General features: G+C 60.6%; 17 protein-coding genes. 6 read left to right on the forward strand and 11 right to left on the reverse strand.

The annotated features are described in order from the left end of the window. The first annotated feature begins 13 nt into the window (after positions 1-13). From HMPREF2927_RS03100 to HMPREF2927_RS03110, 3 genes are read left to right on the forward strand one after another with little or no spacing between them, the layout of a single operon-like run. On the forward strand, positions 14-844 hold the full coding sequence (locus HMPREF2927_RS03100; RefSeq protein WP_070685413.1) for a glutamate ABC transporter substrate-binding protein: 831 nt from the start codon (positions 14-16) through the stop codon (positions 842-844). 21 nt (positions 845-865) lie between these two features. After that, on the forward strand, positions 866-1,549 hold the full coding sequence (locus HMPREF2927_RS03105) for an amino acid ABC transporter permease (protein WP_070685415.1): 684 nt from the start codon (positions 866-868) through the stop codon (positions 1,547-1,549). Next, on the forward strand, positions 1,546-2,484 hold the full coding sequence (locus HMPREF2927_RS03110; RefSeq protein WP_070685417.1) for an amino acid ABC transporter permease: 939 nt from the start codon (positions 1,546-1,548) through the stop codon (positions 2,482-2,484). Before HMPREF2927_RS03105 ends, HMPREF2927_RS03110 begins: the two co-directional genes overlap by 4 nt. Before the next feature lie 152 nt (positions 2,485-2,636). On the opposite strand, the gene dapC is transcribed toward HMPREF2927_RS03110, so the two are convergent. The 6 genes from dapC to HMPREF2927_RS03140 form a co-directional block, all read right to left on the reverse strand. Further along, a complete protein-coding gene (dapC, locus tag HMPREF2927_RS03115) occupies positions 2,637-3,776 on the reverse strand; it encodes a succinyldiaminopimelate transaminase (protein WP_070685421.1) in 1,140 nt (379 codons plus the stop codon). 194 nt (positions 3,777-3,970) lie between these two features. Beyond that, positions 3,971-4,291 (reverse strand): ferredoxin, encoded by a 321-nt coding sequence (gene fdxA, locus HMPREF2927_RS03120; RefSeq protein WP_049354209.1) that lies wholly within the window; start codon positions 4,289-4,291, stop codon positions 3,971-3,973. Between the two features lie 493 nt (positions 4,292-4,784). Then, positions 4,785-6,128 carry a PIG-L family deacetylase gene (locus HMPREF2927_RS03125; RefSeq protein WP_070685424.1) on the reverse strand — a complete coding sequence of 448 codons (1,344 nt, stop codon included), beginning with the start codon at positions 6,126-6,128 and terminating at the stop codon, positions 4,785-4,787. Between the two features lie 400 nt (positions 6,129-6,528). Then, positions 6,529-8,439 carry a translational GTPase TypA gene (gene typA / locus HMPREF2927_RS03130; protein ID WP_060824490.1) on the reverse strand — a complete coding sequence of 637 codons (1,911 nt, stop codon included), beginning with the start codon at positions 8,437-8,439 and terminating at the stop codon, positions 6,529-6,531. Between the two features lie 209 nt (positions 8,440-8,648). After that, positions 8,649-9,581 carry an NAD(+) diphosphatase gene (locus HMPREF2927_RS03135; RefSeq protein ID WP_070685427.1) on the reverse strand — a complete coding sequence of 311 codons (933 nt, stop codon included), beginning with the start codon at positions 9,579-9,581 and terminating at the stop codon, positions 8,649-8,651. Between the two features lie 219 nt (positions 9,582-9,800). Beyond that, a complete protein-coding gene (locus HMPREF2927_RS03140; RefSeq protein ID WP_210399822.1) occupies positions 9,801-10,028 on the reverse strand; it encodes an SGNH hydrolase domain-containing protein in 228 nt (75 codons plus the stop codon). Between the two features lie 473 nt (positions 10,029-10,501). On the opposite strand from HMPREF2927_RS03140, the gene pgi reads away from it, so the two are divergent. After that, on the forward strand, positions 10,502-12,178 hold the full coding sequence (gene pgi, locus HMPREF2927_RS03145) for a glucose-6-phosphate isomerase (RefSeq protein ID WP_070685431.1): 1,677 nt from the start codon (positions 10,502-10,504) through the stop codon (positions 12,176-12,178). A 138-nt stretch (positions 12,179-12,316) separates the two neighbouring features. On the opposite strand, the gene HMPREF2927_RS03150 is transcribed toward pgi, so the two are convergent. From HMPREF2927_RS03150 to HMPREF2927_RS03160, 3 genes are all read right to left on the reverse strand, one after another. Continuing rightward, positions 12,317-13,003 (reverse strand): pyroglutamyl-peptidase I, encoded by a 687-nt coding sequence (locus HMPREF2927_RS03150; RefSeq protein ID WP_070685434.1) that lies wholly within the window; start codon positions 13,001-13,003, stop codon positions 12,317-12,319. 6 nt (positions 13,004-13,009) lie between these two features. Continuing rightward, complete coding sequence (locus HMPREF2927_RS03155; protein WP_070685437.1) at positions 13,010-13,600, reverse strand: LOG family protein; 591 nt, start codon at positions 13,598-13,600, stop codon at positions 13,010-13,012. 165 nt (positions 13,601-13,765) lie between these two features. Next, complete coding sequence (locus HMPREF2927_RS03160) at positions 13,766-14,299, reverse strand: NUDIX hydrolase (RefSeq protein ID WP_193389288.1); 534 nt, start codon at positions 14,297-14,299, stop codon at positions 13,766-13,768. 251 nt (positions 14,300-14,550) lie between these two features. On the opposite strand from HMPREF2927_RS03160, the gene HMPREF2927_RS09230 reads away from it, so the two are divergent. Continuing rightward, positions 14,551-14,910: a hypothetical protein gene (locus HMPREF2927_RS09230; protein WP_246827344.1), complete on the forward strand. Its 360-nt coding sequence runs from the start codon at positions 14,551-14,553 to the stop codon at positions 14,908-14,910. A gap of 90 nt (positions 14,911-15,000) precedes the next feature. Next, positions 15,001-15,906 carry an LPXTG cell wall anchor domain-containing protein gene (locus tag HMPREF2927_RS03165; RefSeq protein ID WP_246827346.1) on the forward strand — a complete coding sequence of 302 codons (906 nt, stop codon included), beginning with the start codon at positions 15,001-15,003 and terminating at the stop codon, positions 15,904-15,906. Between the two features lie 138 nt (positions 15,907-16,044). On the opposite strand, the gene HMPREF2927_RS03170 is transcribed toward HMPREF2927_RS03165, so the two are convergent. Both HMPREF2927_RS03170 and HMPREF2927_RS03175 read right to left on the reverse strand, forming a co-directional pair. Then, complete coding sequence (locus HMPREF2927_RS03170; RefSeq protein ID WP_070685440.1) at positions 16,045-17,538, reverse strand: amino acid permease; 1,494 nt, start codon at positions 17,536-17,538, stop codon at positions 16,045-16,047. Positions 17,539-17,847: 309 nt separating this feature from the next. Further along, positions 17,848-18,375 carry an OsmC family protein gene (locus tag HMPREF2927_RS03175; RefSeq protein ID WP_210399823.1) on the reverse strand — a complete coding sequence of 176 codons (528 nt, stop codon included), beginning with the start codon at positions 18,373-18,375 and terminating at the stop codon, positions 17,848-17,850. Positions 18,376-18,581: the final 206 nt, after the last annotated feature.

Consider the following 18,581-nt stretch of genomic DNA (forward strand, 5'->3'; position numbering starts at 1 on the left):
CAGAGGGACCACCATGCAAAAATATTCACGCAAGCTCGCGGCACTCGCCGCGGCAGCATCCCTCGCTCTGACCGGCGTCCTCGCCGGATGCTCCAGCGCAGACATCGACCACAAGATCCGCATCGGCATCAAAGTAGACCAGCCCGGCCTCGGTTACCAGGACGGCAACACCTACACCGGTTTCGATGTGGAGGTGGCACGCTACGTCGCCGGCAAGCTCGGCTACTCCGAAGAGCAGATTGAGTTCGTCGAATCCCCCGCCGCTAACCGCGAAAACATGCTCAACACCGGTCAGGTAGACATGATTTTTGCGACCTACTCCATCTCTGAAAGCCGCAAGAAGACCGTGGACTTCGCCGGCCCCTACTACACGGCTGGTCAGGACCTGCTCGTGCGTGCCGATAACACCGATATTCACGGCCCCAACGACCTCAACGGCAAGAACCTCTGCTCCGTCACCGGCTCCACCAGCGCCCAGAAAGTGCAGGACAAGTTCGCCAAGAACGTGAACCTGGTCAAGCAGAACAGCTACTCCGACTGCGTGGTCGCCCTCAACGGCGGTGTGGTGGACGCCGTCACCACCGACAACATAACCCTCGCCGGTCTGGCAGCCACCAAAGCGAACAAGGGCAAGCTGAAAGTGATCGGCTCCCCCTTCACGACCGAACGCTACGGCGTGGGCCTGCCCAAGGGCACCGACAAGTGCGAAGCCGTGAACAACGTCATCAACGAGATGGTTGCCGACGGTACCTGGGAGAAGCTCATCACCAAGTACACCGAAGGTACCGGCTACCACTACAACACCGAAACCAACCCGCCGCACCTGGGCACCTCCTGCGCCTAGGCCTTCTAGAGAGGTTCACGAATGTCATTCTTTGACCAACTCGGCACCCTCCTGTCCAAGTACGATGTGGTTGGTGCCTTCATGACCAATATTCAGCTGACCTTCTGGGCGGCTATTGGCTCCTTCGTCATCGGTACCGTGCTGGCGCTCATGCGCATCAGCCCCGTCCCGTCCCTGCGCTGGGTGGGCACCGCCTATGTGCACACTGTCCGTAATACTCCGCTCACCATCATGATGACTTTCGCCATTTTGGGTGTGTGGACGCAGTTCCAGCTCTCTTTCTCGCACGATTTCGACACGAACTTCTTCGTGTACGCGGTCATTGCCCTGTCGATTTACCATTCGGCGTTTATTTGCGAGGCGATCCGTTCGGGTGTGAACACCGTGCCGAAGGGTCAGGCTGAGGCGGCACGCGCTATCGGTCTGGGTTTCTTCGATACCGCCCGCCTGGTGATTTTCCCTCAGGCTCTACGCGGTGCCATTACCCCGCTCGGCAATACTCTGATTGCGTTGACGAAGAACAGCACTGTCGCCTCGGTCGCGTCGGTGGCTGAGGCCTCCGGGCTGATGAAATCCATGATTGAGTTCGACGCGAACATGGTGCTCGCTATCTTCATCATGTTTGCGTTGGGCTTCGTCATCATTGTTGTTCCCATTGGTGCGTTGACCACCTGGTCATCCCGTAAGCTGGCGGTGAAGCGATGAAAAACCCTTTTATCAGTAATGACACCCGCACCGCTTCTTCGGTGCTTTTCGATGAGCCGGGTCCTATTGCGCAGCGTCGTATCCGCATCTTCAACATTGCTGCGGTAGTCCTTTTCGCGCTATTTGCGGTGTATGTGCTGACCGTGATGGGTCAGAAGGGGCAGCTGGAGGCAGAAAAGTGGACTGATCTGTTCACCGCCCGCGCCTGGAGTTCCTACTACCTGCCGGGTCTCGCCTCGACCCTGTCGGCGGCAGCGGTGTCGGTGGTTACCTCGGTTGCGTTCGGTGTGGTCTTCGGTATTGCTCGACTCTCCCAGTACCGCGTTATCCGCTGGTTCGGCACCGTGGTGGTGGAGTTCTTCCGCGCCGTGCCGGTGCTGATCATGATGATCTTCTTCTGGCTCTTTTTGGGCAAGTACAGCGGTCTTCCGCCTGCTCAGCTGCCCTTCATCGCCGTGGTCATTGGTCTGACCCTGTACAACGGTTCGGTGATTGCTGAGCTGCTGCGTTCGGGCGTGAAGCAGCTTCCTCGCGGTCAGGGCGAGGCGGGTCTTGCGATCGGTCTGACCCCGACCCAGACGCTGATTCGGATTCTGCTTCCGCAGGCGTTCACCGCAATGATGCCCTCGATGCTCAGCCAGTTCGTGGTGATTCTGAAGGACACCGCACTCGGTTACATCATCTCCTACCCGGAGCTACTCGCCTCGGCGCGCCGCATCGGTTCCGGTGACGGCAACGTGCTGCAGACCCTGATTCTGGCGGCGGCACTCTTCGTAACGGTGAACTTTGTTCTGACGGCTGTAGCAACCGGCATTACGGACAGGCTGGCGTCGCGCACCTCCGCGAAGGTGACCCGAAACCTGATTCCGGATGCGTTGGATAACCCGAACCCGCCGACCGTTCAGATGTTCGTTCTGCCCGGCGACCGCAAGTAGCCCTTCTCGTTCGGGCCCCTCGGCCAACGACAATCAGCAGATACGGCAAAGCCCCCGCACTCCCCTTTCGGGAGGGTGCGGGGGCTTTCTGCTATGCGGGCTAGTTAGACCCGTCGGGACTACATGCCTGTCGGGACTACTTAGCGGCAACGTTACTTAGATGCAGATGCCTTCAGACGCTCAGCAGCCTTCGCCACCGCCTCATCAGAGGCGGTCAGAGCGATGCGCACGTAGTCTTCGCCGTCCTCACCGTAGAACACGCCGGGGCCAGCAATAATACCCAGCTCCGCCAGGCGACCAATCGAATCCCAGGTGGACTCACCGAAGGTGGTCCACAGGTACAGGCCAGCCTCAGAATTCTCAATGCGGCCACCGGCGGCGGCAATCGCCTCCTGCAGTACCTCGCGGCGGGCACGGTACAGGTCCTTCTGCGCCGCCACGTGCGCCTCATCAGCCAGCGCCACCATCATGGCAGCCTGCACGGGGGCGGGCACAATCATGCCGGCGTGCTTGCGGCTATTGATCAGGTTCGGCATCAGCTCGGGGGCACCGGCAATGAACGCGGCACGGTAACCGGCGAGGTTCGACTGCTTCGACAGCGAGTACACCGCAAACAGGCCGGTGAAGTCACCATCGCACACGCGAGGATCCAGGATGGACGGCACCGGCTGACCGCCGCGTGCCTCATCCCAGGCACCCCAACCGAGCTCCGCGTAGCATTCGTCAGATGCCACCACGGCACCGATTTCACGCGCCTGTGCCACAATCTCACGCAGCTGCTCCACGGTACGCACCACACCGTTCGGGTTCGCCGGGGAGTTCACCCAAATCAGCTTCACGCGGCTGCGGGTGTCAGCGTCCAGCTCGTCCAGGCTGTCGGCGGGCAGGGACTCGGCGCGGGCAAAGCGGGCACCCATATCGTAGGTGGGGTACGCAACGCGCGGGTACACGACCACATCGCCCGGGCCCAGACCCAGCAGGAACGGCAGCCACGCCACGAGCTCCTTCGAACCGACCGTGGGCATGATCGCCTCCAGGCTCAGACCGGTCACGCCGCGGCGGCGCGCAAACCACTCGGCAATAGCCTCACGCAGGGCGGGGGTGCCGTGGGTGGTCGGGTAGCCGGGTGCGTCGGAGGCGGCCGCCAGCGCCTCACGAATATTCTGCGGGGTCGGGTCGACCGGGGTGCCGATGGACAGGTCCACCGGACCGTCCGGGTGGGCGGCCGCGGTTGCGCGGTAGGGGGCGAGCGCCTCCCAGGGGTATTCGGGCAGGTTCAGGCCGTAAGTCATTGTGTCACCTGGTTGCTTGGGAATAGTTTTCGTCATTTTAGTCTAGCGTCCGGGCGCTGGCGTGCCTACAGCAAAAGCCTCCATTCCAGCGCCTAGACGGTGCGTGGGCACCGGGTGCTGTGATGGAGGCTCTTGGCACCCGTTAGCGGGTGCGGGCAGTCTATGCGGTTGTACCTATTATTAGCCGCAGGCTACTACTCACCACGAGGGGGCAGTGCCGCGATGAAGGGCACGTCCTTGCCGGTGGGGCCGAGCTTTGCTGCGCCGCCGGGGGAACCCAGGTCGTCGAAGAAGTCTGCGTTGGCGCTGACGTATTCGGTCCACTCTTCGGGGACGTCGTCTTCGTAGTAGATTGCTTCTACGGGGCAGACGGGCTCGCAGGCGCCGCAGTCCACGCACTCATCGGGGTGGATGTACAGGGTGCGTTCGCCTTCGTAGATGCAGTCGACGGGGCATTCTTCAACGCATGCGCGGTCTTTGACATCCACGCAGGGAAGCGCGATTACGTAGGTCATTGGTGTGCCTTTCTAGAAGCTTTTCGCCCCGTGCCCGCCGTTCTGCGGGTCGTCTGCTGCAGGGCAAAATCTACAGAATAAACCGCCGAGTGGTTGGTACCCGGCGGGGAAGTCTGTGTATAGTCTATCGCGCGCTGACTGTTTAACAGTATTTTCGTGGTGTATCAGACAGTGGGTCATTGGGTTTGCGGGGGTATTTTTTAGGCTAGGCTGACCTGGTATTTATTTACATTATGACTAGTCGGCTGGCTTTTAAAAATAGATTAAGCCAAAAATGAAATCTTCGTCACATGAATTTTTTGATGAAGTCACCACTATTTCCACCCCGCTAAATTCACCGAATAACGCATAAATTTTCTTCCCTATTACCCTCTATCCGGCGGGTTTAGAAGACAGCAGCGGTGTAGCACCCAAAAACAGCAGGAGGGGCGTTCCGGCTAGCCGGAACGCCCCTCCCCCACGTTATGACATAGTAATAGCCTTCAGGCTACTTCTAGGCGCGCGCACGCTGATGCGCCGCACGCGGCGAGAAATACTGCGCGTCCTTCACGCGAGCGCGCGTGTACACGAGCATGCCCAGCATCGCCGCAACCGGGGCGCCAAACCACCACAGGGCACCGTACAAGCCAATCGCCGAATGGCCCGGGTTCACCAGAACAAACGGCGAATCGGGGCGACCATAACCAAGCACGTACACAGTCACGAACACCGCAACAGCCACGACAGCCGCCGCGTAGCCGCGACGCAATGACAGGGCACACCACAGGGCGGTAAAGAAAACCGTCAGGTACGCCACCAGCAAGCCGAGGGGCAGAGCGGTATCCCCCGCGTACACGACCCAAGCGTGGTAGATTGACCCGGCAATACCGGCAAAAATACCCAGAATCGAGCCGGTCAGAACGCCCGCCACCAGGCCCGCCTCCTGCGGCTTCGGGTGCACGGTCGCGGTCGAATCACCGTCGAGCACACGGAAAGTCTCCACGGCAGAAATCTTCTGCGGCACCTTATTCGAGTACTCAAAAGTCTTCTCGTCCACCACCGTAATCTGGGTGCGGTGCGCCTCCATTGCCTCACGCTTGGCGGTACCGTCACCGTAAATTGCCGCCTGCAGGCGCTGATCAGCCGCATCGAACTCACCCTCAATACCCCAGGTGAGAATCGGGCGGTCCTCGTCGTCTTCAAGGATCTGCAGGGCACGGTGCACAATCTCGTACACGCGCACGTGGTCGGGGTGGCCGTAGCCGCCGCCCGAATCGTAGGTGACCAGAACATCCGGGGTGAGGGCACGGATAGCGGCAACCAGCGCCTGAGCCTGCGGTTCCAGCGGCTGCGCGGTCAACGAATCCTCCGCCGCCACCGGGTTGGCGACGGGCTTACCCTCCGGGCCCCACGCCATGCCGGAGTCACGGTACAACGGCAGCGCGCCCTCCGCGACGGCGGGTTCCTGACCCAGGAAGAACTGCTTCTTCACGCCCAGCGCCTTGATAGCGCCGGCAAGCTCACCGGTGCGGTACTCACCCAGCGCCTCACCGTTATCACGGCAGCCGGGCTTACCGACCTCCAGGTGATGTAGCTCCTCGGGGATAACCTCACCCAACTCACCGCGGGTAGCGGTCAGCAGGTACACCTCCGCGCCCTTCTGCGCATAGTACGCCATGGTCGCGCCGGTCGAGGAGGTTTCGTCGTCCGGGTGTGCATGCACAAACAGGATGCGCGCCTTCTTCGCATCGTAGTTATTCGGTAGCAGGTCGCGACGCGAGCTGGGGGCGATGCTCTCACCCTGCGTGGGGTAGCTGGGGGTCGCAGAATCAGGCTGAGTGTTCTCGGTTTCAGACACAGGCTTTCCCTCTCATACGCAGGGTTGGGTTTCTTGGACGGTCAAAGCGCGCCGGCAATTTACATCGTTGATCAGCAAACGTTGAGTCGCGGACAGGTGCCGCCACCGCGCAGGCGCATTATTTTATCTTACACACTCGCATGTACAGCACGGGGTGTTCAGGCTTTTCGAAAGCAGTTTTAGGCAGAAAGCAGAAGCGCCCGGCTCTCCTCCCCCTTCCCTCCCGCCGCCCCGCCGTTATTTCCCGAACGGATCGGGGTGGTTAAACGGTGGGTAAACAGAACCGCCGCCACCTTCCATATGGAAGGTAGCGGCGGCTCTTGAACAACAACAGCGCTCGGGCAACGACAGCACCCGCTACAGCAGGTGAGTCGCTAACGCGCTATCAGTTCGCGCTGTACTAGTTCGCGCGGGCGCGGCGGCGGAACTCGCGGACACGCTCGTTGGAATCCAGGATGACCTTGCGGATACGAATCGCCTCGGGGGTCACCTCAACGCACTCGTCTTCGCGAGCGAATTCCAGGCACTCTTCCAGGGTCAGCTTCTTCGGCGGGGTCAGGTTTTCGAAGTTGTCCGCGGTCGAAGAACGCATGTTGGTCAGCTTCTTTTCCTTGGTGATGTTAACTTCCATGTCGTCTGCACGGGAGTTCATACCAACGATCATGCCCTCATACACCTCAGAGGTGGGCTCCACGAAGAAGGTGCCACGCTCCTGCAGGTTAATCATTGCGTAGGGGGTCACCACGCCGGCACGGTCAGCGATCAGCGAACCGTTGGTGCGGTACTCAATGTCGCCAGCCCAGGGCTCGTGCTCAATCGAGTAGGAGGAAGAAATACCGGCACCGCGGGTCTCAGTCAGGAACTGAGTACGGAAACCAATCAGACCACGTGCGGGAACAGCGAACTCCATACGGACCCAACCGGTACCGTGGTTCGACATGTTCTCCATGCGGCCCTTACGTGCAGCCATCAGCTGGGTGACAGCACCCAGGTGCTCCTCGGGCACGTCAATAATCATGTGCTCCATGGGCTCGTAGACCTTGCCGTCGATGGTCTTGGTAACCACCTGGGGCTTACCCACGGTCAGCTCGAAGCCTTCGCGGCGCATCTGCTCCACGAGGATAGCCAGGGCGAGCTCGCCACGGCCCTGAACTTCCCACGCGTCCGGACGCTGGGTGGGCAGAACCTTGATGGACACGTTACCGATCAGCTCGCGGTCCAGGCGGTCCTTCACCTGACGTGCGGTGACCTTTGCGCCCTTAACGCGGCCAGCCAGCGGGGAGGTGTTAATACCGATGGTCATGGAGATCGCGGGATCGTCCACCTTGATCAGCGGCAGGGGCTTGGGGTTCTCAGCGTCGGTGAGGGTTTCACCAATGGTGATGTCCTCGATACCTGCCACTGCGACGATTTCGCCGGGGCCAGCGGACTCTGCGGGAACACGCTCAAGAGCCTTGGTAGCCAGCAGCTCGGAGATACGGACGTTCTTGATTTCACCGTCGTGACGTGCCCATGCAACGGTCTGACCCTTCTTCAGGGTGCCGTTGAAGATACGGACCAGCGCCAGACGACCCAGGAACGGGGAGGAGTCCAGGTTGGTCACGTGTGCCTGCAGAACCTCGTTGGGGTCGTAGGTGGGGGCGGGCACGTGCTCGATGATGGTCTTGAACAGCGGCTCCAGGTCGTCGTTGTCGGGCAGCTGGCCGTCTGCGGGCTGGTTCAGGGATGCAGCGCCAGCCTTACCGGATGCGTACACTACCGGAACGTTCAGCACAGCGTCCAGGTCCAGGTCGGGAACCTCGTCCGCCAGGTCAGATGCCAGGCCGAGCAGCAGGTCCATGGACTCGCCAACGACCTCGTCGATACGGGAGTCGGGGCGGTCAACCTTGTTCACCACGAGGATCACGGGCAGCTTAGCAGCCAGTGCCTTACGCAGCACGAAGCGGGTCTGGGGCAGCGGACCTTCGGATGCGTCCACGAGCAGCACAACGCCGTCAACCATGGACAGGCCGCGCTCCACCTCGCCACCGAAGTCGGCGTGGCCGGGGGTGTCAATAACGTTAATGGTGATGGTCTCACCGTTGGCGGAAGGGCCGTTGTAGAACACGGTGGTGTTCTTCGCCAGAATGGTGATGCCCTTTTCCTTTTCGAGGTCGCCGGAGTCCATGACTCGGTCTTCAACATCTGCGTGGGCAGAGAAGGCGTGGGTCTGCTGCAGCATCGCGTCGACGATGGTGGTCTTGCCGTGGTCAACGTGTGCCACGATGGCCACATTGCGAAGGTCGGGGCGCGAAGCGGTGTTTTCAGACATGCGTTAAGTTTCTCGCTTAAATCTAGGGGATAGTCTTGCCAGCGGGTGCGCTCTAGACAGCGCGGGGGTCACGGGGCAGTACCTTCAGATAGATATCTGGGGGTGTTTGCCGGTTGGAGTGTTTGCCGGTGGAGCCGCTCTGCAATGAGAGCGTTTCCGGGCACGCCAAAACCGACCCCCCTCCGTTGGGCTTAGCTACCAGTGTATCACTAGGGCTTTTCTGCGAGCCACTCATCAATCATGCGGCGGGCGACAGCGTTCGTGCCGGGCAGCTCCAGCTTGGCGGGGTCGTCCTCGTCGCTGTTACCGCGCTCCTCCGAAATAGCAATCGCCTCACGCAACTCAGCCGCGGTAAACCAGCGGGCGGCACGAATCTCACCGTCGTGATGGATGATGGTTTCGTTCTCATCCACGCGCACCCGGTAGCAAATCATGAGCGAACGCGGGAAAGGCCACACATCACTCATACGGTACTCGGTACTGAGGGCGTGCAGACCGGTCTCTTCGTAGACTTCGCGGGCAATTGCCTCTTCAAGGTTTTCGCCGGGGTCAACGAAACCGGCGATGAGGGCGAAACGGTTGGGGTGCCACTGGCGGTTATTCGCCAGTAGCACGCGCTCACCGTCGCGACTAGTCACCAGCGCCATGACGGCAGGTTCAATGCGGGGGAACACCATCTCGCCGGAGGCGGTGCGGCGGATGCCCTTGGAGCCGAGGGGCGCCTCCTCGCCACTGTAGGCGGAGTAGCGCATATCGATGAGGTAGTCGCGGCGTGCCAGGGCGGTGGCGTAGTGGGCGCGGCCTTCCGGGTCATCGTGGACCGGGTAGTAGCGGAAACCACTGGTGGAGGCGCGCACCCGAGGGTCGTTCAGGTCGGCGGCGACCTGCGCGAGGGTTTCGTCCTCACAGTAGAGCACGTGCACCTCTGCCTCACTATTCTTCTGGGCATCAGCACCGTAGGCGGCGGGGCGGATCACACTGCACGCAAGGATAGCCTCTTCGGTCAGCGGCTCGGCAGTATCGTTACCGGTCAGGTAGTGCAGGGTTCCGTCATCGTTGAGGAGGGTTTCCCCTTCGCAAGAAATGAGCAGGTAGCGCGGTGCGTAAGCGTCAGCGGGTGTGTGTTCAGGTGAAGAAGTCATAGGTTTTACTCTACTCTGCTCAGCTCCATTCCGTTCAAACAGCCCACGCGCGGCAACCGCTCGCCTGGCAAAACTAAAACCCGCATCCCCTTCCTAGCCAAACCCCCTTGCTCGTCCAAAATCCACGAAAGCCTACAAAGCGCAGCAAAGTCCCCTCCCGCACGCGGCGGAAGAGGACTTTACAGTCAACACATTATGCGAATTAGCCAAACGGATTGCTTACTTGCGGGTGATTCCCTTCGGGTCCCAGCCAGCGGCAAAGGCACGCTCGTAGACGATATCGGTGAGGGTTGCCTCGTAGACATTCGTCAGGTGGTTCGAGTCAGCGTACATGTACACGTTGCCATGCAGAACCGAGCACTTACCGTCGGGGCAGTACACGTCCTTCAGGTCAATCAGGTAGGCACCACGATCAGCATACTTGGCGAAAATCGGGGCGGAAGCCACGACTTTCCAGGAAAGATTCATAGGGAGGATTCTGACCATTTTTGGGCACACGAATCCCCTTGAAAAGGTTAAATGCCATATTTGATTGTCCTGAGTGTTGTGTTTGAGAGTTTGAGGCGGCACTCCGCCCCAAAGGTCGTACCGGGCGGAGAACCTCACTATTAGTGCGTGGAGGAGCGATGAGAGAATGTCGCCCATGTGTGTTTCTTAAATCCAGGCACTATTCCCGTCAGTATAACTTTCTTTAAATTGAAACTTCAAGGATTGTGGGCTTTCCCCACTCCCTTTGTGGACCATTCCCTTTGCCGACGGATACGCGCCCGACAAGGCACGTCATCCTATTCGTTTTCTTCGAATTACTACCTCGTTTCTGTGCCGCTCACAGCAGTGCCAGGTTTCGATTTTTCGCCGTATCGTCCCATATCACTCTCGAAAGAGGTGACAGAGAACCCCGAAAATAAGAGAATGGGAGCATGACTACTTCTATTGACCCTACGACCACCTCCGCGTGGTCCGCTCTGTCCGCTCATCACAAGTCCCTCACCCCGAACCTGCGCGAATGGTTTGCCGCTGACCCGGAACGCGCGCAGAAGCTCAGCTTCACCGCCGACGAACTGCACGTCGACCTGTCCAAGAACCTGATTACCCCCGAAACCGTCGAGCTGCTGGTCAAGCTCGCTGAAGAGGTCAAGCTGGAGCAGGCTCGCGAGGCAATGTTCTCCGGCGAGCACATTAACGTCACCGAAGACCGCGCAGTACTGCACACCGCACTGCGCCGCCCCGAGGGTTACACCCCTGCACTGACCGTTGACGGCCAGGACGTAGACGCAGACGTTCACGCCGTGCTGAAGAAGATCTACGCATTCGCTGAGCGCGTGCGCAACGGCAAGTGGACCGGCATCACCGGCAAGCGCATCGAGACCGTTGTGAACATCGGTATCGGTGGCTCCGACCTGGGCCCGGTCATGGTGTACGAGGCTCTCAAGCCCTACGCTGATGCAGGTATCACCGCACGCTTCATCTCCAACATTGACCCCACCGATGTGGCTGAGAAGGTTTCCGGCCTGGACCCCGAGACCACCCTGTTCATTGTCGCGTCCAAGACTTTCGGCACCCTCGAAACCCTGACCAACGCGCGCGTGGCACGCGAGTGGCTGCTGTCCGCACTGGCTGAGGCTGGCGCTCTGGAAGGTAAGGAAGCATCCGAGGCTGTGGCTAAGCACTTCGTGGCTGTCTCCACCGCACTGGATAAGGTTGCAGCATTCGGCATTGACCCCGAGAACGCTTTCGGCTTCTGGGACTGGGTTGGCGGCCGCTACTCTGTAGACTCCGCTATTGGTACCTCCCTGGCTATCGTTTTCGGCCCGAAGGTTTTCGCTGAATTCCTCGCTGGCTTCCACGCAATGGATGAGCACTTCCGCACCGCTCCCCTGGCTCAGAACGTACCCGTTCTGATGGGTCTGCTGAACATCTGGAACGTGAACTTCCTGGGTGCTGAGACCCACGCGGTTCTGCCCTACGACCAGTACCTGCACCGCTTCCCCGCATACCTGCAGCAGCTGACCATGGAGTCCAACGGCAAGTCCGTTCGCGCGGACGGCTCCTTCGTCAACTACGCAACCGGTGAAGTGTTCTGGGGCGAGCCCGGCACTAACGGCCAGCACGCTTTCTACCAGCTGATCCACCAGGGTACCCGCTTGATCCCCGCGGACTTCCTTGCCTTCGCTAACCCGGTCCACCCGACCAAGGACGGCGAGCAGGACGTTCACGAGCTGTTCCTGGCTAACTTCTTCGCACAGTCTCAGGCTCTGGCGTTCGGCAAGACCGAGGAAGAGGTTCGTGCAGAGGGCACCGCAGAGCACGTGGTCAACGCACGTATCTTCAGCGGTAACCGCCCCTCCACCTCCATCATGGCGCCGCGCCTGACCCCGCGCGTTCTGGGTTCCCTGATTGCCCTGTACGAGCACATCACTTTCGTTCAGGGTGTTGTTTGGGGCATTGACTCCTTCGACCAGTGGGGCGTTGAGCTCGGTAAGAAGCTGGCACTGGACCTGGTTCCCGCTATTGAGGGTGACCGTGAGGTTCTGGCTCGTCAGGATTCTTCGACCGCTTCGCTGATTGACTACTACCTGAAGAACCGCACCAAGTAGTAGCTTGAGCCTGCATGTGCCGGTGTTATAGCCCGGCTGTGTAGGGTCAGCGCAGATGCACAAACCGCCGGATAGGCTCCCAGTTAGGGAGGCTATCCGGCGGTTTTGTTGTACGGGTTCTAGCTAAATGCCGTGCTACTAGTTCACGGCGGGCAGGGTGTCGGAGGCGACCTCCGCAATAATGCGCACCACGGTGGATTCGGGTAGCTGCGGGATGCCCTGCTCGTCACGCACCACGCCACCGGCGTCACGGTGGGCGGTCATGCCGGTGTCTTCGGTGGTCTCTTCGCCGTCGGCGCAGGTTGCGGGCACATGCACGAATCCGGCGGGGATGCTCAGACCCAGTTCACGGCTGATGCGCTGACCCTCGTAGAACACGTGGTTGCACACGTAGGTTCCGGCGGTGTACGAAATCTCAACCGGCTCCCCCACCGCACGCAGACGCTCAAAGCTGGCGCGCACCGGCAGGGAGGAGAAGTATGCCTCCTGACCGCCCGGAGCGATCGGCTCATCGCAGCGCTGGTCGCCGTCGTTATCTTCAATACCGGCGGAGTCCAGGTTGATAGCGACCTGTTCGAGGCTGACTACGTCGCGGCCAACCGCCACGCCCAGGCTGATGAGCGCATCGGGCTGCACATCCTGCAGGGCGGTGCGCAGTGCAGTGCTAGAACCGTTGTAGCTGACGGGCAGCTCGCAGGCCACGACGCGCAGGTCCGGGCGGGCGGTATTCAGCGCCCGCACGGAGCCTTCTGCGAGCGCCACGGTGGGGTTGACGGGCACGCCGGGGAACGGTCCGAAGTAGGTCAGTAGCAGGGTATTGGCCATGGCAGTTCAGCTTTCTGCGTTGGTCTTTTCGGCGGCGCGGCGCTCTAGGTCCTTGGCGAGCGCATCCAGCAGCTCCTCGGGAGTGGTCGCGATAATGAGTTCGTCCAGGTAGCGCTCGTTCAGCAGGCCGGTGGAGGCCATGTAGTGCATCGCGTCGATGAGCTTATCCCAGTAGCCGCTCACGTTCAGCAGCGCAACCGGCTTGGAGTGGATGTCGAGGAACTGCCAGCTGAACACCTCGAAGAACTCTTCCAGGGTGCCGGGGCCGCCGGGCATGGCGACGAATGCGTCAGCCTTGTCGATCATGGCGATTTTGCGCTGGTGCATGGTGTCCACAATGTCGAGGGTGGTCTGGCCGGGGTACACGCCCTCCAGGCCGACCAGCTTGTGGGTGACTACGCCGTAGACCACGCCGCCGGCGTCCAGGGTTGCGCCCGCGACGGTGCCCATGAGGCCGGTGCGGCCGCCGCCGTAGACCACGCCAATATTGTTCTGGGCGCAGAGGGTGCCGAGTTCCTGGGCACGGGTGGTGAAGAGCGGATCGTTGCCGGAGCGTGCACCGCAGTAGACGGCGAGGTTGTAGTCAGTCTTCTTCATGGTTCTCCTTGGGGTGTATGGGGGGTTCCGGGGTGGAGCGCCTCTATGCGTTCTACCCGCGATAGATGTTGCTGTGTTGAGGGTACCGGATGCACCTGTGTACCTCATGTGTGCGCCCGCCAGTTCAGGGGCACGTTGGGCGCAGTGGTTAGGGTAGCGCGGTGGTTACGGTAGCGGGGTACGTGCCAACAGCGGGAAAATCTGCTCGGTATTCAGGGGTGCCTGCAATGCAGAATCGGAGGGGCTGCTCATGGCGGGGTTGACCCAGCGCAGCTCAGCGATTTCAGCGTGCGGCACCAGCGTAGCCAGCTGCTCGTGTTGCTCATCGGTGGGGGCGTATTCGAAGGTTTCGGCGCGCACCGTAAAGCCTGCCTCGTTCAGTGCGGCGGCCTCTAGCAGTCCGAGATGGTGCATCCGGTCGGGGTCGGGGGTGAGCCCGATTTCTTCGCTCACTTCGCGGCAGGCAGTCTGCAGCGGGGTCTCCCCCGGTTCGGGTTTGCCGCCGGGCATCATGAACCCGTCACTGCCCCGTTTGCGCACGGTGAGTACGAGCCCGTCCCAGTTGCGGATTGCTACAGCGCACACGTTTACGACGCGGTGCGTGCTGTCGATGGCGCTGTGCTCAGTAGCGTTGGGTTCGGCGGGCGGGGCGGGCGGGGCTACTTCTACTCGGTTCTGCGGGTTCTTCTGCGTGGGCATCTTTCTACCCTAGCATTTCCGTATCCTCCAGCCGGCGCTGTGCGTGTATGTCTTATTCATCCGCCCTATTGTGCGCCCTGTAGGCGTTGGTTTTACGTAATATTTCGGCGAGTTATCTTATGTCCGGTTCATGCGTTTAGGTGCGTGTTACGGTGTATTTAACCGCGATGTCGCGGTACCGTATACGCACTCGACTTGGCGCGATACAGGAAGAGCGCGGATCACTCAATCACTCATGTAGAAGGAACTTCATGATGGCTAACTCTTCTCGCGCCCGCTGCTACGGTAGCGCCGGCGCTTCTGTTCTTCTTGCCGCATCCTTGAGCTTGTGCGCTCTGCCTTCTGTTGCGGCAGCGAATACCCCGGATCCGGATAACCCGCCGGTTATTACGGTCTACAACTACAAGGTTGAGACCAATACCCGTCAGCTGAAGACCGCCCTGCGTCTGAACAAGATTACGTTCAAGGCATCGAAACTGCCCGCGAAAACTGCCGCTTTCGCCCCGGCATTGCACGAGGCAAACCATAGGGGTTTCCCGTTTCTGAACCCGATTCAGACGGTGCGCGTTGAGGGCCCGTTCAAGGATGGCACGGCGACTGCGACCCATTAGGTTCCCGGTAGACTGATTGACCCGGCGAAGAACTACAGCTTCGTCGCTAATATCATCGTTGATGGTTACGGTGGCGGTCAGGTGCTGCGCATGGACGTTGTGAAGGATAGCGCCGCGCCGGTTCTTCAGGTGGATTCACCGCGTCTGAACACCAAGGGTGAGACCGTGTTGAAGGTGCGCGGTACCGGCTACACCGGTGAGGCGACCCCGCACGGTGTGCGCGTGGTGGTGTCTGATACGAATGTGTGGGTTCCCGGTCGTTTTCCCCAGCAGGGTATGCGTTTCGTGGCTGAGGTGACCGTACCTGCTTCGCAGATTCACAACGGTGCTTTTGAGACGGAGGTGAAGGTCCCAGCGAATGTTGCGGCGACGCTGAATACCTCTCACAAGTACATTGCGGGCACTATGGCGGCTGGCGTTCAGGGTGCTGAGTACGGCTCGTTTGATGCTCAGAAGCCTCTTGAGCTTTTCGCGCAGGAGGCCGTGGTTTCTGCGGTTCCGACCTATGCTCCGACGGTGGCTCCCCTGCCCGAAGCAACCGTGGGCGTGAACCCCACCAATGCACCCACCGTAGCGCCCTTGCCGGAAGCAACCATCGGTGTAAACCCGACCGACGCGCCGACCGTAGCACCCCTGCCGGAAGCAACCGTTGGCGTGAACCCCACCGATGCGCCGACGGTTCCCGCGCTGCCGGAAGCAACTGTCGCTCCGGAGCCGGTTGCCGATAAGACCCCGAACGCTGACAAGCTGGAGGACGCAACCGTGGCGCATCCCAAAAGCAAGCCAGCTCAGAGCAAGCCCGCTCAGGAGGCTCCGGTGACCGCCCGCTCGGCTCAGGACACGCTGGCAAAGAACACCCCGGCAAAGGACAGCCCCAAGAAGGCTACCCTGGCGAACACCGGCGCATCCAGTGTTGGCGTGATTGTTGGCATTGGCGTTGTCGCGATTTGTGCGGGTCTTGGCCTGAGCGTTCTGCGCTCGCGCCGCCGCTCCTAAGAGCTGCGGGGCGCATAGTCTAGCCCACCCGCCCGATGTAAACCGCGGATAGCGAAGAGCCGCCGGCTCCCCTCAATCAGGGGAACCGGCGGCTCTTCACGTATCAGCTCATTCAATCAGCTGGCGCAATCGTTCGCGTTACTTCGAAGCCTTAACATCAATGCCGCTCACGTCAATCTGCTCCAGCGGAATCAGGCGGTCACGAGTGACCACGCGGTGCACCAGCCAGACCGCGATAATCACGGGCAGACCAATGTAGGAGCTGAGCACACCAGCCCAGTCACCGCTCAGGAACGCCTCGTAGTTCTGGCCGCCAATAACGACCAGGCACATGAGGAAGGCGATAATTGGGCCTGCAGGGAAGAACGGCGCCACGTAGGGCAGATCCTTCAGGCTGTTGCCCTGCTTCAGGTATGCGCGGCGGAAACGGTAGTGAGCCACGGCGATACCCACCCAGGTGATGAATCCGGCAAGACCGGACACGTTCACCAGCCACAGGTACGCGCCATCCGGGGAGAGCAGTGCGGCGATGAAGCCGACCGCGCCGATTGCTGCGGTTGCCAGCAGTGCGTTCATGGGCACACCACCGGAGTTGATGCGGGTGAACATCTTCGGCGCCTTACCCTCCTGCGCGAGCGCGAAGAGCATACGAGCCGAAACGTACAGGCCCGAGTTACCCGCAGAAAGCACTGCGGAGAGAATCACGGCGTTCATGATGGCTGCCGCGAAAGCGATACCCGCACGCTCAAAGATGAGGGTGAACGGGGAGATATTGATGTTACCGTCCGCTGCGGTGAGCAGGTTCGGGTCGGAGTAAGGAATCAGGAAGCCAATGACGACCATCGCGCCGATGTAGAAGAGCATGATGCGCCAGAACACGCTGGTGAGCGCGCGGGGCACGTCGCGGCGGGGGTTCTCAGATTCGCCCGCAGCCACACCAATCATTTCGGTGCCCTGGAAGGAGAAGTCTGCCACCATGAAGATGGCGAGCACGGCGGGTGCGCCACCAACGAAGGGTGCCTCGCCCACGGTCCAGTTGGAAACGCCCGGGGAGCTACCGCCCAGGATGCCGAAAATCATGGCGATACCGGCGATGAGGAAGACGACCACGGTGACGACCTTGATGGTGGCCAGCCAGAACTCGCTCTCACCGTAGGAGCGTGCCGAGAGGGCGTTGATACCGGTCAGTAGCACGAGGAATCCTGCCGCCCACACCCAGGAGGGCACGTCCGGCAACCAGTACCTCATCACCTCACCGACCGCGACGAGCTCGGCGGCCACGGTAATCGCCCAGTTGAACCAGTAGTTCCAGCCCATGGCGAAGCCGAAGGACGGGGACACGTAGCGTGCCGCGTAGGTCTGGAATGCGCCGGGGACGGGCAGGTGCGCGGCCATCTCACCGAGGGACTGCATGAGGAACAGAACCATGACGCCGATGAGGGCGTAGGCGAGGATTGCGCCGCCGGGGCCTGCGGTGGAGATGGTCTTACCGGAGGCGACGAAGAGGCCGGTGCCGATTGCGCCGCCGATTGCGATCATCTGCATGTGGCGGGCGGAGAGGCCTCGCTTCAGTTCACCCTCTGCGGGGGTGGCTTCCGATGCAGCGCCGGAAGTCTCTGTAGGCTGTGCCATGTCAGGTCTTCTTTCTGAGGCTATTGTTTCGTGCGTTTGCTAGCGGTCTAGTCTGGTGTCCAGTCTAGTCTTGCTGCGGGCTGTGCCGCCGAAGGTTTGTGCCTGGGTCAAGAAATTCTTCAATCTTAAGGATTTCTTACGTACCGTAAGTTTTCCTAATCTGAGGGTCAATCCTACTCGCTTTTTAGACTCTTTTCCACCCCAAAACCACAAAAACACAGAAAAACCCTCCCGTACCATCTCAATACAAGCGGTACAGGAGGGTTCCCTATCGGGCTAATTCACCCGATCTATTCAGCTCACCCGGCTTTAGTCTGCCAGGTTGTGGAACGAAACGTTCGTGGGGTGCTCCACGGTACGAGAAACGGTGCAGTCCTTCTGCTCGCTGAGCTGAATCAGACGGTCCACCATCTTCTGCGCTTTGGCGCCCTGCTCATCGGCGGGGAATCGCACATCAAAGTCCACCTCAACGTCGTCGAGGCGCACCGCGCCGTCTTCGGTCTGCTTCAGCGCCGAGGCGAGCACCTCGAACACCTCGGGAGTGGAGCGGCGGGAGGTGCCCGCGTCCACGTCTACGGAGGAGCAGCCGGCAATCGCGGCGAGCAGCAGCTCGACGGGGGTTAGCAGGCCCTCGCCCACACCGAAGTCGAGAGTTGCGCCGTTGGCACCGTATGCACGGTAGCGCAGGCGGTCGATGCGCTCGATTTTGGTCTGGCGGTAGTTGTCGAGTTCGCGGCGTTCCTGCTGGCGCGAGTACACCTTCTTCTGCTCTTCTACAGTCTGCTCGGCGTTGTTCTGCACGCTGTTGTTCTGTTCAGCGTTGTTCTGCTCGGCCATTGAGGTTCCTTTCGGGTTGTCTGCGCGGTCGCTAGGTTATTCAGCGCCGCATTGTTTAGTGTCACTCACTATAAGCGTGTTTCTCATATTTTATTCCCGGACTCTTTTTCTCGTCGGTCAACCGCTTGCTCCTATACACTGGAAAACCGCGGCGGAGCTTCGAAGTCCCTCACGCACACAGTAGATTTTTTGAAGAGCACAACATA

Source organism: Rothia sp. HMSC061E04, assembly GCF_001813685.1.
Lineage (GTDB): Bacteria > Actinomycetota > Actinomycetes > Actinomycetales > Micrococcaceae > Rothia > Rothia mucilaginosa.

Bases quoted from the DNA above. Each gene is read 5' to 3' on its own strand.
- HMPREF2927_RS03100 (WP_070685413.1), top strand. From the start codon at position 14: ATGCAAAAATATTCACGCAAGCTCGCGGCACTCGCCGCGGCAGCATCC.
- HMPREF2927_RS03105 (WP_070685415.1), top strand. From the start codon at position 866: ATGTCATTCTTTGACCAACTCGGCACCCTCCTGTCCAAGTACGATGTG.
- HMPREF2927_RS03110 (WP_070685417.1), top strand. From the start codon at position 1,546: ATGAAAAACCCTTTTATCAGTAATGACACCCGCACCGCTTCTTCGGTG.
- dapC (WP_070685421.1), bottom strand. From the start codon at position 3,776: ATGACTTACGGCCTGAACCTGCCCGAATACCCCTGGGAGGCGCTCGCC.
- fdxA (WP_049354209.1), bottom strand. From the start codon at position 4,291: ATGACCTACGTAATCGCGCTTCCCTGCGTGGATGTCAAAGACCGCGCA.
- typA (WP_060824490.1), bottom strand. From the start codon at position 8,439: ATGTCTGAAAACACCGCTTCGCGCCCCGACCTTCGCAATGTGGCCATC.
- HMPREF2927_RS03135 (WP_070685427.1), bottom strand. From the start codon at position 9,581: ATGACTTCTTCACCTGAACACACACCCGCTGACGCTTACGCACCGCGC.
- pgi (WP_070685431.1), top strand. From the start codon at position 10,502: ATGACTACTTCTATTGACCCTACGACCACCTCCGCGTGGTCCGCTCTG.
- HMPREF2927_RS03150 (WP_070685434.1), bottom strand. From the start codon at position 13,003: ATGGCCAATACCCTGCTACTGACCTACTTCGGACCGTTCCCCGGCGTG.
- HMPREF2927_RS03155 (WP_070685437.1), bottom strand. From the start codon at position 13,600: ATGAAGAAGACTGACTACAACCTCGCCGTCTACTGCGGTGCACGCTCC.
- HMPREF2927_RS03160 (WP_193389288.1), bottom strand. From the start codon at position 14,299: ATGCCCACGCAGAAGAACCCGCAGAACCGAGTAGAAGTAGCCCCGCCC.
- HMPREF2927_RS09230 (WP_246827344.1), top strand. From the start codon at position 14,551: ATGATGGCTAACTCTTCTCGCGCCCGCTGCTACGGTAGCGCCGGCGCT.
- HMPREF2927_RS03165 (WP_246827346.1), top strand. From the start codon at position 15,001: ATGGACGTTGTGAAGGATAGCGCCGCGCCGGTTCTTCAGGTGGATTCA.
- HMPREF2927_RS03170 (WP_070685440.1), bottom strand. From the start codon at position 17,538: ATGGCACAGCCTACAGAGACTTCCGGCGCTGCATCGGAAGCCACCCCC.
- HMPREF2927_RS03175 (WP_210399823.1), bottom strand. From the start codon at position 18,375: ATGGCCGAGCAGAACAACGCTGAACAGAACAACAGCGTGCAGAACAAC.